Genomic DNA, 13,888 nt, shown 5'->3' with positions numbered 1-13,888 from the left:
AATTATTACGAATGTTGGAGTATAAAAAGTGTAATTTCAGGTTTTGACATAAAACGGAATGGGACACGTGTTCTTCCCAAGCCTCGATTGACATAGAGAGTTAAATCCTGAATTGTATAGAAGCCTTCAATATAGTCTTTGGCGAGTGATGGTGTAATAATAGCTCCTAAAAAAGGAATTTGTACTTGTCCGCCGTGGCTATGACCAGAAAGTTGCAAGTTGATTGGATATTTGGAAACTTTGGGCGCGATATCTGGTTCGTGAACAAGAACAATGTTATAAGTATTTTGCCGTGCATGCTCTAATGTTTTCTCTATTTTTGGTTTGCCTAGTAGTATATCATCGAGACCGAAAATAGAAATTTCACTATTATCCATTAGATGAATTCTTTTTTCACTATTTAGCAATAGTTCAAATCCAGATTCACGCATGATGTGCTCATAGTATTCCGTTCCATATCCACCGTGATCATGGTTACCATAAATAGCGAATTTCCCGAAGGGGGCTTGTATATTTTTTAAAATGGATGCAACGAAAGGGGTGTCAGTATACGTTTGGTAATTATCAATGAGATCTCCAGTAAAAAGGACAATATCTGGATTTACAGCATTAATTTTAGAAACAACTTGAGATAAATGTTGAAGCGAGAAATAGTATCCGAGATGTAAATCGCTGAATTGAAGAATTTTCATACCATGAAAACTTTTTGGGATGAGTTGTGATTTTAATGTGTGCTGTGTAAAAGAAATGAAATGGGGCTCTATATATTTAGCATAGTAGTATCCGATGCTACTGGTTATAAATGAATAGAGACAAGTACGCATACCAATTTTTAAAAAATCTCTTCTTGTAATGTGCTTCATAAAAATATGAGTATACCTCAATGTTTTTATTCCATTTATAGGATACTCAAATCTCCTTTCAGTTTATTTAAAATATATTTTACATAACAAAAAATTAGTATAGATTACGAAAAAAATGAATGAAAGAAAGTTCTTTATGTTAAAATATCAGAAAAATTTAAAAATATAAAGATTTCTATTAAATAAAGTGATAAAATGAATGTGTATTCATTTTTTGGAGGGGATGTATGTGAAAGAAAAGGTAGTTATTATAACAGGTGGATCGAGTGGAATGGGAAAAGGAATGGCAACTCGTTTTGCAAAAGAAGGGGCACGAGTTGTTATTACAGGACGTACAAAGGAAAAACTAGAGGAAACAAAGTTGGAAATTGAACAATTTCCAGGGCAAGTATTACCTGTACAAATGGATGTAAGAAATACAGATGACATTCAGAAAATGATTGAACAGATTGATGAGAAGTTTGGTCGAATTGATGTTTTAATAAATAATGCAGCTGGCAACTTTATTTGTCCAGCAGAAGATTTATCTGTGAATGGCTGGAATTCAGTCATTAATATTGTGTTAAACGGTACATTTTATTGTAGCCATGCTGTCGGAAAATATTGGATTGAAAAAGGTATAAAAGGGAATATCATTAACATGGTAGCAACGTATGCATGGGATGCAGGGCCAGGAGTGATTCATTCGGCTGCAGCGAAGGCAGGAGTATTAGCGATGACGAAGACGCTCGCTGTTGAGTGGGGACGTAAATATGGAATACGAGTTAACGCTATTGCGCCAGGACCAATTGAACGTACGGGCGGTGCTGATAAATTATGGATTTCAGAAGAAATGGCTAAGCGTACGATACAAAGTGTTCCGCTTGGAAGGTTGGGTACGCCAGAAGAAATCGCTGGTCTAGCTTATTATTTATGCTCAGATGAAGCTGCGTACATAAATGGAACTTGCATGACAATGGATGGAGGACAACATTTACATCAATATCCATTTTAAAAGGGATAAAAAAATGAATGTTTGATTCATTTTTTTATGATTAAATGTGACAGAATTGTTACATGTGAAAGAAAAGTGTTTACAAGAGGTCATATATACGTTATATTTAAGACCTCTTTTTTCTTCATAGTAGAATTGCTAATTCCCCTTAGCATTTTACCCCTCTAATCCCTTCAGGAAAACTGAAGGGATTTTTTATTATTTTTCCGTAAATATCATGTTATAATTTTTGAAAAGTAAAGGGAGGGAAGCACGTTGATAGATGCATTAGATGTAATGAGTAACTTGGATAAAGTCCTTCCTTATTATCAAGCTATTTTTAGTGCTGATGAGCATACTGTAATTGGATATGAAGTAGTAGGACGTATTCAAACAGAAGAGGGCATACAAAGTTTAGCTTCTTTCTTTCACGATGATTCGATTCCAAGTGAATTTCAACTGGAAGCGGATAACATTATAGTAGAAAAAGCTTTAAATCGTTATTTAGAAAGCGATCAAAAATTATTATTATTTATACATCGAAATGCTAATGTATTAATGAATGATGATGATGAAAGCTTGCTTCAACTTTTATTGAGGTATGAAGAACAAGGTTTAAATTTAAAACAAATTGTTTTAGAGATTACAGAGCATGAATGTAAAGAAGATATAGAGCAATTTAATCATTTGCTTATGTATTATCGTACATATGGTATTCAAATTTCGATTAATAAAGTCGGAACGGGCACAAGTAATTTAGAGCGTATTAGCGTGTTAGCACCTGATATTTTAAAAGTAGATTTAACGAACTTAAGGCAAACAGCACTTTTACAATCTTATCAAGATATTTTATATTCTTTATCATTACTTGCTAGAAGAATTGGTGCAACCTTGTTATATGAAGAAATAGATGCTTTTTATCAACTGCAATATGCTTGGAAAAACGGTGGAAGATATTATCAAGGTAATTATTTGAAAGAATGTTTACCTGATTTTATTGAAACGAATGTTTTGAAAGAGCGACTTGGTAATGAATGTCATCAGTTTATTCAGCATGAAAAGAAGAAGTTACAAAAAATTTATAATTTAACAGAGATGTTACGCGATCGAATTGGCGATGTTTTATCAAAACAAAAAAAGAATGAAGATGTAAATAATTGGTTATTACAATTTAGTCAAAGTGTATCACAGTGTAGTTTTCGTATATTTATTTGTAATGAAGATGGTTTCCAACAATCAGGAAATGTTATGAAAAAAGATGGAGAATGGATTGTGATGCCGGATTATTATATGAAGAACTGGAGTTGGCGCCCGTATTTTCTCGAGAATATCATGAAAATGCGTTTTGAGAATAAGGCGAGGCTTTCAGATTTATATGCAGATATCGAAACGGGTGAAATGGTACGAACATTTTCTTTCCCGATTGATGATGACAACTTTTTATTTATAGATTTATCTTATGAATATTTATATGAAGAAGATGTTTTATTTTAATGCACGAAGAGATTCGTGCATTTTTTGTTTGTTTTTATCATAAATTGGTAATAGTGAAAATGGTGATGAAAATGCTGTCTATCGTTGTAAAGATTTTACGAACGAAATCTGTCCTTTCTTTGCATAATCATTGTTACAATGAATACTACAAAGACAAGTTCTTTTAAAAGGAAGGTGAAAAAATGAGGAAATATGGAATATGGCTTGTTCTATTTGTATGTGTTGCCTTTCTAGTTGGTTATAGTGTTACGACTGTTTTAGGGAAAGAGGAAGTGGAAGTTGATCGGAAAGAAGTATTTACAACGATACAAAAAGGCTATGAAACCCAATTTTCAATTCGTGGGAAGCATTTGCCGATGAATAAGATGATAGAGACGTTATCACCGTATTTTACAGATAATTTCCTTCAAGTATTTACAGATGAAAATAGCAGAAGTGATAAACAAAGTGGTGAATATTTACTTCCGGCAAAAGAAGCACCGTTTTCTTTTAATTCAGAAACGAAAATGTCGTATGATGAAGAACATAAAAATTTATATGTATATGAGCGGACAAAAAGTGGGCAATATCAAATTGTAACATTAAAAAGGGATCAAGATAAATGGAAGTTAGCAGGATATCATGAAAGTCAGGAACTTTTAACTGAAATAAAAAGGTTGCAACAATTATAAAGTGAAACTTTTAATTAGTGGGAGGGAGTACTCTCTCATGTAACTTTTTGACTTTAGCTAAATTTTGGGTGGGAGTTTTACTACCTACAAATAGCGGGATAAGAATAGGAATAGGTATTTACCTATTCCTATTCTATATTGAGTAGTTGTTGTAACTTTTCAATTTGAAAACCTGCAACTACTTCGCCATCAATTACGACTGTTGGAGTTGAATAGGAATCATAGTCGTATAAAAGACGATTGCGAGCAGCAGCGTCTTTTTTTACGTCAAATTCTTCATATGCAACGTTATTATGCTTCAAAAATTCTTTCACAATAACACATGGCGGACAATCGGGTTGTGTATAAACCTCAATTTTTTTCATTGTAATTCCTCCTTTTTTCTGTTTTTTATTATATTCTTCCAGTATAAAAACCGCAATAAAGAAGGGGAAATATGTTCTTTCTGTTTTTTCCTTCGCATTTCGACAATTTTTAGTTGAGTTTCTGGCCAATAACCTTTATCCTAGAGTGTGGAACATTTTTTCTGTTATGACGGATAGAATGAGTATAGCTGTAAAACCTATTGGTAGGAAGATCAGAGAAAGGAGAGATTTCATGTCTCTACTCCAAGGAATTTTAACTCGACTTGTTAGTCTACAAGAACAAGCTGAAAGCGGTGAAGTAGCACAACGCTATTTTGAAGTGAACGGTGAGCGCAAATGTAGCGTGAAATTTTTCGATAAAAGTGAAATGTATGAGTTAGAAGTGTATCAACAAGGTGAAAAACCTCAAGTGTACCAATTCGATAATATCGACATGGTTGCAATTGAGATTTACGATATCATTTCTTGATACATATAAAAAAGGTACTGCCATATGGCAGTACCTTTTTTAGTTCTATTACTTTCTAGCGTAATGTATAGAAGTTTTTTATTTTTCCTACAATGGTATTAAAATGAAAATTAATCCGTGCAAGTTTGCCTATCCATGTGGATAAGTAGTCCCGCCAACCGGGTGAATATGTGAAGCTAAACTTCTCACAATTGCTGGGTTCTGCAAATAGCGGGAGAAATATAACTAGGAGGTTATCGTATGGAACGTTTACCAGTTGTGATTTGTCCTAATTGTCAAAGTTCTGCTGAGATTATTCATGTATTAACGGCTCAATCTAATCAAAATGTAATTTATACGTGCCAAGTTTGTCACTTTGTAATTCGAAATATTGAAACGAATAAAGGATAGGAAGTTATAATTTTAGTTTTTGTCCCATACAATGAGAATACGAAAAGTCTGTCTAATTGAAAGGACGTGACTCTGTGGACGGTGCACATAAATTTTACAATGTTTCAGAGAGACATTTAAATTTTGATATGGTCTTTAACCGTATTTGTAGTTTCATTGAAAAGGATCCACGAAATTTATATCGATTATCCATTGGGACAGACTCGCAAGCACATCAAAAGGATACGAGGTTTATTACAGCAATCCATATTCATCGTGTTGGAAAAGGCGCTTGGGGGTGTTTACACCATAGATCAGTAAAAGATAAGCCAGCAACTTTACGTGAGAAAATATATTTAGAAACGCAGTTTAGTCAAGAAATCGCATGTCTATTTACGCCTACTCATATACAAACAATATGGGAGTTATTGCATCCTTATGCTCAAGATGGGGCTGGATTCATAATGGAAATTCATTTAGACATTGGGAATGATGGTTTAACAAAAGAATTTATTTTAGATATGACAGAAAAAATTCGAGCGATGGGATTAACTGCAAAAATTAAGCCGGATGCTTATGCGGCGTTTAGCTATGCAAATCGATATACGAAATGATTTTTTGTATGTTTACGATTGTTACATATCTTTTGGCAAAAACTGAATATTACATCTATTAAATGAGTTAAATTTTTTATATAATAAGAGTAACGATGCGAGTGTAAGGAGAGGGGTATATGCAAAGGGAAGTTGTTTTAACGAAGGAAGAAGAAAGTTTACTACTAGATATTTTATTTCAGCAAAATTATGCAAGTGAAATTTTAGCTGTAGAACTTACAGATATTGAGAATGGTTTGAAACAGACAGATGTGATGCAATATAAAAAAATCACAAGGTTATTTTACAGATTAAAAAATAAAGGGTATTAAGCGCTACCGGAATGGTAGTCTTTTTTTTGTGCTGTATGCTAAAATAGCTGTGTGATTGTATTTTTATTGAAATAAATTTAGGACAAAATAATAATATGAAAACGCTGTTATAAAATGTGAATAGAGTTATGAACATAAGCAGGAAAAAGGGAAAATGGGGGATGTAATATGATTAGTATTCCGAAAGACGAATTTCAACAAATTCTTGTGAAGGATTTAATGATTTCATCGGAAAAAGTAGCTCATGTCCAAATTGGAAATGGTTTAGAACACGCTTTACTCGTTCTTGTGAAATCTGGATATTCGGCGATACCTGTTTTAGATCCAATGTATAAATTACATGGTTTGATTAGTACTGCCATGATATTAGATGGTATGTTAGGATTAGAGCGTATTGAGTTTGAAAGACTTGATGATATGAAAGTAGAGCAGGTGATGAAGGAAGATATACCTTTTCTTAAATTAGAAGATTCATTTGCAAAAGCTTTAGAAATGACAATTGATCATCCTTTTATTTGCGCTGTTAATGAAGAAGGATATTTTGAGGGGATTTTAACACGTCGGGCTATTTTAAAATTGTTGAACAAGAAAGTAAGACAACATAATCGATAACGTGAGAAAAGTGACTTCATAGAAACGAAGAAGTCACTTTTTTTCGTGCATATCACTTGTGTATGTATTATATTTAAAAAGACATAAAACATAAGGAAAGTTTGCGCTAGAAAATTGTATTTTCTGAATGAAAGCTTATTGAAATAAGGTGTATGGAAGCTAAGGAAAGAGGGAGAAAGTTGCAAATTGATGATTTTCAAATGATGGTTGTGTTAGCTCAGGAATCAAATATGAGAAAAGCGGCGGAACGTTTATTTGTTTCCCAACCTGCGCTGAGTCAACGATTACAATCTATGGAGAAACAATGGGGAATGAAGTTTTTTATTCGCTCACAAAAAGGATTGACAATTACACCTGAAGGGGAAAAAGTTGCAAATTATGCCAAAGAAATGTTGCAAAAAGAAGAGGATATAAAAAGTGAGCTAGCTGTTTTTAGAACGGAAACTCATGGAACGTTAAAAATAGCTGTTGCATCAGTTATTGGTCAATATTGGCTCCCTCCTGTTTTGAAAAAGTTTGTGCATAAATATCCTTCTGTAAAGATATCGCTGTTTACTGGATGGAGTAGTGAAGTGCAAAAGCAGTTTTATGAAGGAGACGTTCATGTTGCTATACTGAGGGGAACACAAGAATATAAAGGTCAGAAGCAAAAATTATTTGAAGATGAACTGTATTTAGTTGATAAAGAAATAAAAGATATTTCGATGCTAAAAGAAACAAACAGACCGTTCATTCAATTTAAAAGTGACTCGACTTATTATGGACAAATACAAAATTGGTGGTATGGTTTATTTTCTAATCCGCCTAAGCGAACGATTGTAGTTGACCAAATTGAAACATGCAAACAACTTGTTTTAAATGGTATAGGTTATGCCCTTTTACCTTCTACTGTTTTAAAGGAAGTACAGGAAAATATGTATAAAACACCTGTTCAATTGACAAGAGAAACATGGTTGTTAACAAGTGACTCGGCAAGGCAGTTGAAGCAAGTACAAGCATTTTTAGAAATTATAGAAGAAATTCAAAGGGAAAAATAAGATTATTATCTTGCTACTCGCTCTTTCGTTTGGTAGAGTAACATTATAAATGGATTTAGGAGGCAACAAGAATGAAAATGATGGACGCTAACGAAATTATTTCGTTTATTCAAAAAAGTGAAAAGAAAACTCCTGTAAAGGTATACATAAAAGGGGATTTAAAAGAAGTAACATTCCCTGAAACAGTACAAGCATTTGTGAATAAAAAATCAGGTGTATTATTCGGAGAATGGTCTGAAATTAAGACAATTCTTGATGAGAATAATAAGCACATCGTTGACTACGTTGTAGAAAACGATCGTCGTAATTCTGCAATCCCAATGCTTGATTTAAAAGGTATTAAAGCTCGCATCGAGCCAGGTGCTATTATTCGTGACCATGTTGAAATTGGTGACAACGCTGTAATTATGATGAATGCAACAATTAACATTGGTGCTGTAATTGGTGAAGGTTCTATGATCGACATGAACGCAGTACTTGGTGGACGTGCAACGGTCGGTAAAAACTGTCACGTAGGTGCAGGTGCTGTACTTGCAGGTGTTATTGAGCCACCTTCTGCAAAACCAGTTATCGTTGAAGACGATGTAGTAATCGGTGCAAACGTAGTTGTTTTAGAGGGTGTTACAGTAGGTAAAGGTGCAGTTGTAGCAGCGGGAGCTGTTGTAACAGAAGATGTGCCTCCATACACAGTTGTTGCAGGTACTCCAGCACGTGTAATTAAAGAAATTGATGAGAAGACAAAAGCAAAAACAGAAATTAAACAAGAGCTTCGTCAATTAAACCCAGAGAAATAAAAAGTAAAAAAAGCGTAAGAGCGTAAATGGGCTCTTACGCTTTTTATAGATAGAGGTGCAAAAATGACAGTAAGCAAATTTGTCCAAATTCGTAGGGATCTACATAGAATTCCAGAAATTGGATTCAAGGAATGGAAAACACAACAGTATATTTTAGATTATATAGGAACACTTTCTCATGAATTTGTGGAAGTGAAGACATGGAAAACAGGTGTAATCGTTAAAGTAAATGGAAAAAATCCAGAAAAAATAATAGGTTATCGTGCAGATATAGACGGTTTACCAATTACAGAGGAAACTGGATATGAGTTTGCTTCTATTCACGAAGGAATGATGCATGCATGTGGCCATGATGTACATACAACAATCGGTTTAGGCCTTCTAACGAAAGCTGTGAGCGAAAGAATAGATGATGACCTTGTATTTCTATTCCAGCCAGCAGAAGAAGGACCAGGCGGTGCTCTTCCTATGTTAGAAAGTGAAGAGTTAAAAGAATGGAAACCAAATATAATTCTTGGTCTTCATATTGCACCAGAATACGCTGTAGGGACAATTGCAACGAAAGAAGGACTGTTATTTGCCAATACTTCAGAATTATATATTGATTTAAAAGGGAAAGGTGGCCATGCTGCCTATCCGCATACTGCAAATGACATGATTGTTGCAGCGAGTCATCTTGTTACACAGCTTCAATCCGTTATTAGTCGCAATGTAAATCCCCTTGATAGTGCAGTAATTACAATCGGGAAAATTACAGGTGGTACGGTTCAAAATATTATTGCAGAAAAATCTCGTTTAGAAGGAACGATTCGAACATTATCAGTGGAATCAATGAAGCGTGTGAAAAGCAGAATTGAGGCAATTGTTGCAGGTATCGAAGCTTCTTTCCAGTGCGAGGCGATTATAGATTACGGAGCAATGTATCATCAAGTATATAACCATGAAGAGTTAACGAGAGAGTTTATGCAATTTGTACATAAACAAACAGATATGAATGTTATTACATGTACTGAGGCAATGACAGGTGAAGATTTTGGTTATATGCTTCGAGAAATCCCTGGATTTATGTTTTGGCTTGGAGTAAATTCAGAATATGGTTTACATCATGCGAAATTAAAACCAGACGAAGAAGTGATTGAAAAGGCAATTACATTTTTAAGTCAATATGTAAAGTGGAAAGGGAATAGAAAATAAAACTCCCGCTTTCTTGAAGGTTCCAAAAAACTTTTTGTTCTGAGGTGTAAGTAACGCTCGTATAGATTGATTTTAGACATTTACATACAAATAAGAATAAAGTTAATTGGACTGTTTTAATAATGAGCAGGGGGGGGGGGAGCCACTGCTCATTATTAATTATTTGACTAACTTATATATGTTTACTTTTAATATGAAAAGTGTGTAAAATCAATGTGAAACATAGAAAAAAGGGTGGGGAATTACGTGCAAATTAGCAGTGCGATTTTATGTTTCGTCTTATATGCGTATGTTATTATTGCGGCGGTTTATTTTGGGATAAGTTTTTATGCCTATCGTCTAGTAGATAATAATGAATATGACGAAACATACAAATGGGTGAAGAGATATTTATCACCTGTACTAGAAATTATGAATGGGTTTGTGCTCTTTTTATTTATTGGATTAATTGCTTTCTCAACGAGTTTAGTAGGGAATAAAACTACGTTATTTGTATTGGGTATCATTATTTTTATGTTGTTAGGAATAAGGATTGGTAATACGGTCTTTTGGAATGAAAGAAAAGTAGATGGTTGGACAGGAATGTTAATTCCGTGTATGTTAGCTGCAATCGTGACAAATATAGAACATGAATATTATCAATTACATTTTTGGCTCATTATCGTTTTAACAATTCTTTCTGTATTGTATATAAGCACAGTAGTACTAACATATATTGCACATGAAAAAGGAGATGTTAAAGGCACTCGTTTCTTTAGAGGACGGGCATTATTTTGGAGTGTGCCGACGATGGCAGTTATCGCGCTTATTGCGATATTGGTAAATGGATATCAATTTTCTAATTGGCAACTATTTTTAGAAAATTGGTGGATTTTTATCTTTTCGTTTATTGCTTTTTTAGGTGCCACGCATTATTTATTCCATCAACATCACTACATATGGGCGTTGTTATTTGCATTCATACAGCTTCTATTTGCCTTTTTTGGTCAAGAAACATTATTATTCGTTTTTGAAACATTTAGTTCGTTTGGAAATATATTTGTATTTGCTATGTTACTTGTTGGTATCGCTTTTTACTTGCAACAATATTTTTATATACAAAAACAAAAATAAGAGCTAATTACAGTTTTTGTGACGCATATAAAGTGTGTTACACTGAAAATAAATAGTACTTGAAGTTATTGGAGGAATTCCTGTGGGTGAGAAAGAAAAAGAGTTTGCTGTCATTGGACTTGGTCGCTTTGGTGGAAGTATTTGCCGAGAACTAGCTCAATTAGGTATGGAAGTAATGGCAATCGATTCAGATGAGGATAAAATTAATGAATTTGCAAATATAGCTTCGCATGCTGTAATTGCAGATTCAACAGATGAGATGGTATTAAAAAGCCTTGGTATTCGAAATTTTGATCACGTAGTCGTTGCTATTGGAGATAATTTAAATTCAAGTATTTTAACGACTTTGATTTTAAAAGAGTTGGGTGTAAAAAATATTACTGTAAAAGCTCAAAATGATTATCATGAAAAAGTGTTAAGTAAAATAGGTGCAGATCATATTGTGCATCCAGAGCGTGATATGGGAAAAAGGATTGCCAATAATATTGCATCAAGCAATGTGTTAGACTACCTTGAGCTTTCAGATGAGCATAGTATTGTAGAGATTATTGCGAATAAAAAAATTGATGGGCACTCTTTAATTGAATTAGATATTCGTGCGAAGTTTGGATTGAATATTGTAGCAATTAAACGAGGTAAAGAAGTTATCGTATCCCCTCGGGCTACGGAGAATATTCAAGCAGGAGATATATTAATTGTCATTGGTCATGACGATGAAGTGGATCGATTTAAACATTTTTTAAGATAAGAGAAAAGGACAATGCCTTCATGGCATTGTCCTTTTTCTTATATTTCCATAATGATTGGTAAAATCATTGGACGGCGTTTCGTTTTCTCATATAGGAATGGAGCTAATGTGTCTGTAATTTCATTTTTAATTTCAGACCATTGTGTTGTTTTACGCTCCATTACTTTTTCTAAATGAGTTGTAATTAATGTTTGTGCATCATTGATTAAATCGCTGCTTTCACGCATATAAACGAAACCGCGTGAGATGATATCTGGTCCTGCTGCAACTTTAAATTCTTTCATATCAATGCTTACAACTACAATTACAAGTCCTTCTTCAGAAAGGATACGACGATCTCGTAATACGATATTGCCGATATCTCCAATACCGTTTCCATCAATGTAGACCGAACCAGATGGGATTTTTCCAGCTACGCTAGCTTCATCCGAACGTAAAGCAAGAACATCGCCATTATCCATAATGAAGCAATTTTCTTCAGGGATACCACAATCATTTGCTATGTTCATGTGCATACGCTGCATACGATATTCACCATGAATTGGCATGAAGTACTTTGGTTTAATTAGACGTAACATTAACTTTTGTTCTTCTTGTCCACCGTGTCCACTTGTATGGATATTTGAAAGTTTCCCGTGAATTACATCAGCACCAGCGCGGTACAACATGTTAATTGTACGACTTACGCTAATTGTATTTCCTGGAATTGGTGAAGAAGAGAAAACAACTGTATCTCCAGGAATAATTTGAATTTGGCGGTGTGTACCGTTTGCAATACGTGAAAGTGCTGCCATCGGTTCACCTTGACTACCTGTACATAAAATAACAACTTTATTAGCTGGTAAGCGGTTTAGTTGAGATGCATCTATGAATGTATCTTTCGGGCAACGAATATAACCAAGGTTTTGTCCGATTTCAATTGCTGCTTCCATACTTCGACCAAACACAGCTACTTTACGGTTGTTTTCAACAGCAGCTTCAATAACTTGTTGTAAGCGATGAATATTCGATGCAAAGGTTGCGAATATAATCCGTCCGTCTACTTTACGGAAAATGTCTTGAATGCTATCACCAACGCGACGCTCAGACATAGTAAAGTTTGGAACTTCACTGTTCGTACTATCAGATAATAGACATAGCACGCCATCTTTACCGATTTCAGCCATTTTTGTTAAATCAGCTGGTTCACCAACTGGTGTGAAATCAAATTTGAAATCACCTGTATGAACAACTTGACCTTGAGGTGTTTTCACAACAACGCCGTACGAATCTGGAATACTGTGAGTTGTACGGAAGAAGGATACAGACGTTTTTTTGAATTTAATAACGTCATCTTCTTGAATTTCGTAAAGTTTTGCTTTACGAAGTAAGCCGTGTTCTTCTAATTTGTTTTTGATGAGTGCAATTGCTAATTTTCCGCCGTAAATCGGGATGTTCACTTGACGTAATAGGTAAGGGATTCCGCCGATATGATCTTCGTGACCATGTGTAATGAATAAACCTTTAATTTTATCTTCGTTTCGCACAAAATAAGTGTAGTCTGGTATTACATAATCGATTCCGAGAAGTTCGTCCTCTGGAAATTTAATTCCAGCATCAATTATAATAATTTCATCTTGAAATTGAACAGCGTATGTATTTTTACCGATTTCACCAAGCCCACCGAGAGCAAATACAGCAACTTGGTCGTTTTTTAGAAATTTCATATCGCTATACGATTTCCGCTAATGTTAAATCAGCGTTTTCTTTTTCATATTCAAGATGAGCACCAGTAACAGACTGAACGAACTCGATATTATATGCGAACTTATTTAATTTCTTACGAACATCCTTTTCAGACGTAGCCTCTAAATATAAAACTTTTGTATTTTCACGTACTGGAACCTCAGTTAATTTTTCTTGATAAAATACTTTAAAAATCATTTGGAAAACCTCTCCTTGTCTATGTTTTGCATTATCTGTTACTTATTATAAAGCAAACAGTCACGATTTTCATGTTTTTTCGAATGAGAATGAAGAAAAAGCCCGAAATGGGCACAATTTAAGCGATTGTCTTTTTACGGACCAGACCGTTTAAATAACGCTTGAGCTTTTTCTTCAGCTTCTTCAGCATGATTACTCCTTCCTTTCCTTATTTTAAACATGCATATTACTAGTGAAAATTCTATCTCTGATATAAGAGATAGGACAAAAGTGAATGGTGAGTCTTGTCCTATCCCATACAGTGAAAGTTATTCTATAGTAACGATTGGTAGCCGTTA

At 34.2% G+C, this 13,888-nt stretch carries 17 protein-coding genes; 13 read left to right on the top strand and 4 right to left on the bottom strand.

Annotated elements, in window-relative coordinates; all coding sequences use genetic code 11:
* Positions 1-5: 5 nt before the first annotated feature.
* A complete protein-coding gene (locus AC241_RS19730) occupies positions 6-863 on the bottom strand; it encodes a metallophosphoesterase (protein WP_016080442.1) in 858 nt (285 codons plus the stop codon).
* Between the two features lie 229 nt (positions 864-1,092).
* On the opposite strand from AC241_RS19730, the gene fadH reads away from it, so the two are divergent.
* The 3 genes from fadH (at position 1,093) to AC241_RS19715 (ending at position 4,001) form a co-directional block, all read left to right on the top strand.
* Positions 1,093-1,857, top strand: coding sequence for a 2,4-dienoyl-CoA reductase (gene fadH / locus AC241_RS19725; protein WP_000660913.1), 765 nt, complete (start codon positions 1,093-1,095; stop codon positions 1,855-1,857).
* Positions 1,858-2,112: 255 nt separating this feature from the next.
* Positions 2,113-3,330: an EAL domain-containing protein gene (locus tag AC241_RS19720; RefSeq protein WP_050844462.1), complete on the top strand. Its 1,218-nt coding sequence runs from the start codon at positions 2,113-2,115 to the stop codon at positions 3,328-3,330.
* A gap of 182 nt (positions 3,331-3,512) precedes the next feature.
* Entirely contained in the window at positions 3,513-4,001 is a 489-nt protein-coding gene (locus AC241_RS19715; RefSeq protein ID WP_001233804.1) for a DUF3993 domain-containing protein, read from the top strand.
* A gap of 128 nt (positions 4,002-4,129) precedes the next feature.
* Here AC241_RS19715 and AC241_RS19710 read toward each other — a convergent pair whose 3' ends face one another.
* Positions 4,130-4,366, bottom strand: a complete 237-nt coding sequence (locus tag AC241_RS19710) for a glutaredoxin family protein (RefSeq protein WP_000717875.1) — start codon at positions 4,364-4,366, stop codon at positions 4,130-4,132.
* 232 nt (positions 4,367-4,598) lie between these two features.
* On the opposite strand from AC241_RS19710, the gene AC241_RS19705 reads away from it, so the two are divergent.
* From AC241_RS19705 to AC241_RS19660, 10 genes are all read left to right on the top strand, one after another.
* Positions 4,599-4,835: a YkuJ family protein gene (locus AC241_RS19705; protein WP_000055151.1), complete on the top strand. Its 237-nt coding sequence runs from the start codon at positions 4,599-4,601 to the stop codon at positions 4,833-4,835.
* 240 nt (positions 4,836-5,075) lie between these two features.
* On the top strand, positions 5,076-5,225 hold the full coding sequence (locus AC241_RS34855; protein ID WP_000440540.1) for a hypothetical protein: 150 nt from the start codon (positions 5,076-5,078) through the stop codon (positions 5,223-5,225).
* A 74-nt stretch (positions 5,226-5,299) separates the two neighbouring features.
* On the top strand, positions 5,300-5,818 hold the full coding sequence (locus AC241_RS19695; RefSeq protein WP_000348489.1) for a ribonuclease H-like YkuK family protein: 519 nt from the start codon (positions 5,300-5,302) through the stop codon (positions 5,816-5,818).
* A 119-nt stretch (positions 5,819-5,937) separates the two neighbouring features.
* The gene (gene abbA / locus AC241_RS19690) at positions 5,938-6,129 is read left to right on the top strand and encodes an antirepressor AbbA (RefSeq protein WP_001188692.1); all 192 of its coding nucleotides are present in this window, start codon (positions 5,938-5,940) and stop codon (positions 6,127-6,129) included.
* Between the two features lie 168 nt (positions 6,130-6,297).
* Positions 6,298-6,741 carry a cyclic-di-AMP-binding protein CbpB gene (gene cbpB / locus AC241_RS19685; protein ID WP_000623573.1) on the top strand — a complete coding sequence of 148 codons (444 nt, stop codon included), beginning with the start codon at positions 6,298-6,300 and terminating at the stop codon, positions 6,739-6,741.
* Positions 6,742-6,893: 152 nt separating this feature from the next.
* Positions 6,894-7,778 carry a transcriptional regulator CcpC gene (locus AC241_RS19680; RefSeq protein ID WP_003261853.1) on the top strand — a complete coding sequence of 295 codons (885 nt, stop codon included), beginning with the start codon at positions 6,894-6,896 and terminating at the stop codon, positions 7,776-7,778.
* Between the two features lie 71 nt (positions 7,779-7,849).
* A complete protein-coding gene (dapD, locus tag AC241_RS19675) occupies positions 7,850-8,572 on the top strand; it encodes a 2,3,4,5-tetrahydropyridine-2,6-dicarboxylate N-acetyltransferase (protein ID WP_000783241.1) in 723 nt (240 codons plus the stop codon).
* Positions 8,573-8,635: 63 nt separating this feature from the next.
* Positions 8,636-9,766, top strand: a complete 1,131-nt coding sequence (locus tag AC241_RS19670) for an N-acetyldiaminopimelate deacetylase (protein ID WP_000218671.1) — start codon at positions 8,636-8,638, stop codon at positions 9,764-9,766.
* 246 nt (positions 9,767-10,012) lie between these two features.
* Entirely contained in the window at positions 10,013-10,879 is an 867-nt protein-coding gene (locus AC241_RS19665; protein WP_001167320.1) for a hypothetical protein, read from the top strand.
* Positions 10,880-10,961: 82 nt separating this feature from the next.
* Positions 10,962-11,627: a potassium channel family protein gene (locus AC241_RS19660; RefSeq protein ID WP_000504032.1), complete on the top strand. Its 666-nt coding sequence runs from the start codon at positions 10,962-10,964 to the stop codon at positions 11,625-11,627.
* Positions 11,628-11,665: 38 nt separating this feature from the next.
* Here the strand turns inward: AC241_RS19660 and rnjA are convergent, their stop codons facing one another.
* Entirely contained in the window at positions 11,666-13,333 is a 1,668-nt protein-coding gene (gene rnjA, locus AC241_RS19655) for a ribonuclease J1 (RefSeq protein WP_000670375.1), read from the bottom strand.
* A gap of 4 nt (positions 13,334-13,337) precedes the next feature.
* On the bottom strand, positions 13,338-13,550 hold the full coding sequence (locus AC241_RS19650; RefSeq protein ID WP_016080445.1) for a DNA-dependent RNA polymerase subunit epsilon: 213 nt from the start codon (positions 13,548-13,550) through the stop codon (positions 13,338-13,340).
* Positions 13,551-13,888: the final 338 nt, after the last annotated feature.

The sequence above is a fragment of the Bacillus thuringiensis genome (genome assembly GCF_001182785.1).
Classification (GTDB): domain Bacteria; phylum Bacillota; class Bacilli; order Bacillales; family Bacillaceae_G; genus Bacillus_A; species Bacillus_A thuringiensis_S.
This window is presented reverse-complemented; position numbering and strand designations above follow the sequence as displayed.

Coding starts and splice junctions, on each gene's coding strand:
- AC241_RS19680 (WP_003261853.1), top strand. CDS start 6,894: ATGGAAGCTAAGGAAAGAGGGAGAAAGTTGCAAATTGATGATTTTCAA.
- AC241_RS19730 (WP_016080442.1), bottom strand. CDS start 863: ATGAAGCACATTACAAGAAGAGATTTTTTAAAAATTGGTATGCGTACT.
- rnjA (WP_000670375.1), bottom strand. CDS start 13,333: ATGAAATTTCTAAAAAACGACCAAGTTGCTGTATTTGCTCTCGGTGGG.
- AC241_RS19705 (WP_000055151.1), top strand. CDS start 4,599: ATGTCTCTACTCCAAGGAATTTTAACTCGACTTGTTAGTCTACAAGAA.
- cbpB (WP_000623573.1), top strand. CDS start 6,298: ATGATTAGTATTCCGAAAGACGAATTTCAACAAATTCTTGTGAAGGAT.
- abbA (WP_001188692.1), top strand. CDS start 5,938: ATGCAAAGGGAAGTTGTTTTAACGAAGGAAGAAGAAAGTTTACTACTA.
- AC241_RS19710 (WP_000717875.1), bottom strand. CDS start 4,366: ATGAAAAAAATTGAGGTTTATACACAACCCGATTGTCCGCCATGTGTT.
- AC241_RS19670 (WP_000218671.1), top strand. CDS start 8,636: ATGACAGTAAGCAAATTTGTCCAAATTCGTAGGGATCTACATAGAATT.
- AC241_RS19650 (WP_016080445.1), bottom strand. CDS start 13,550: ATGATTTTTAAAGTATTTTATCAAGAAAAATTAACTGAGGTTCCAGTA.
- AC241_RS34855 (WP_000440540.1), top strand. CDS start 5,076: ATGGAACGTTTACCAGTTGTGATTTGTCCTAATTGTCAAAGTTCTGCT.
- dapD (WP_000783241.1), top strand. CDS start 7,850: ATGAAAATGATGGACGCTAACGAAATTATTTCGTTTATTCAAAAAAGT.
- AC241_RS19715 (WP_001233804.1), top strand. CDS start 3,513: ATGAGGAAATATGGAATATGGCTTGTTCTATTTGTATGTGTTGCCTTT.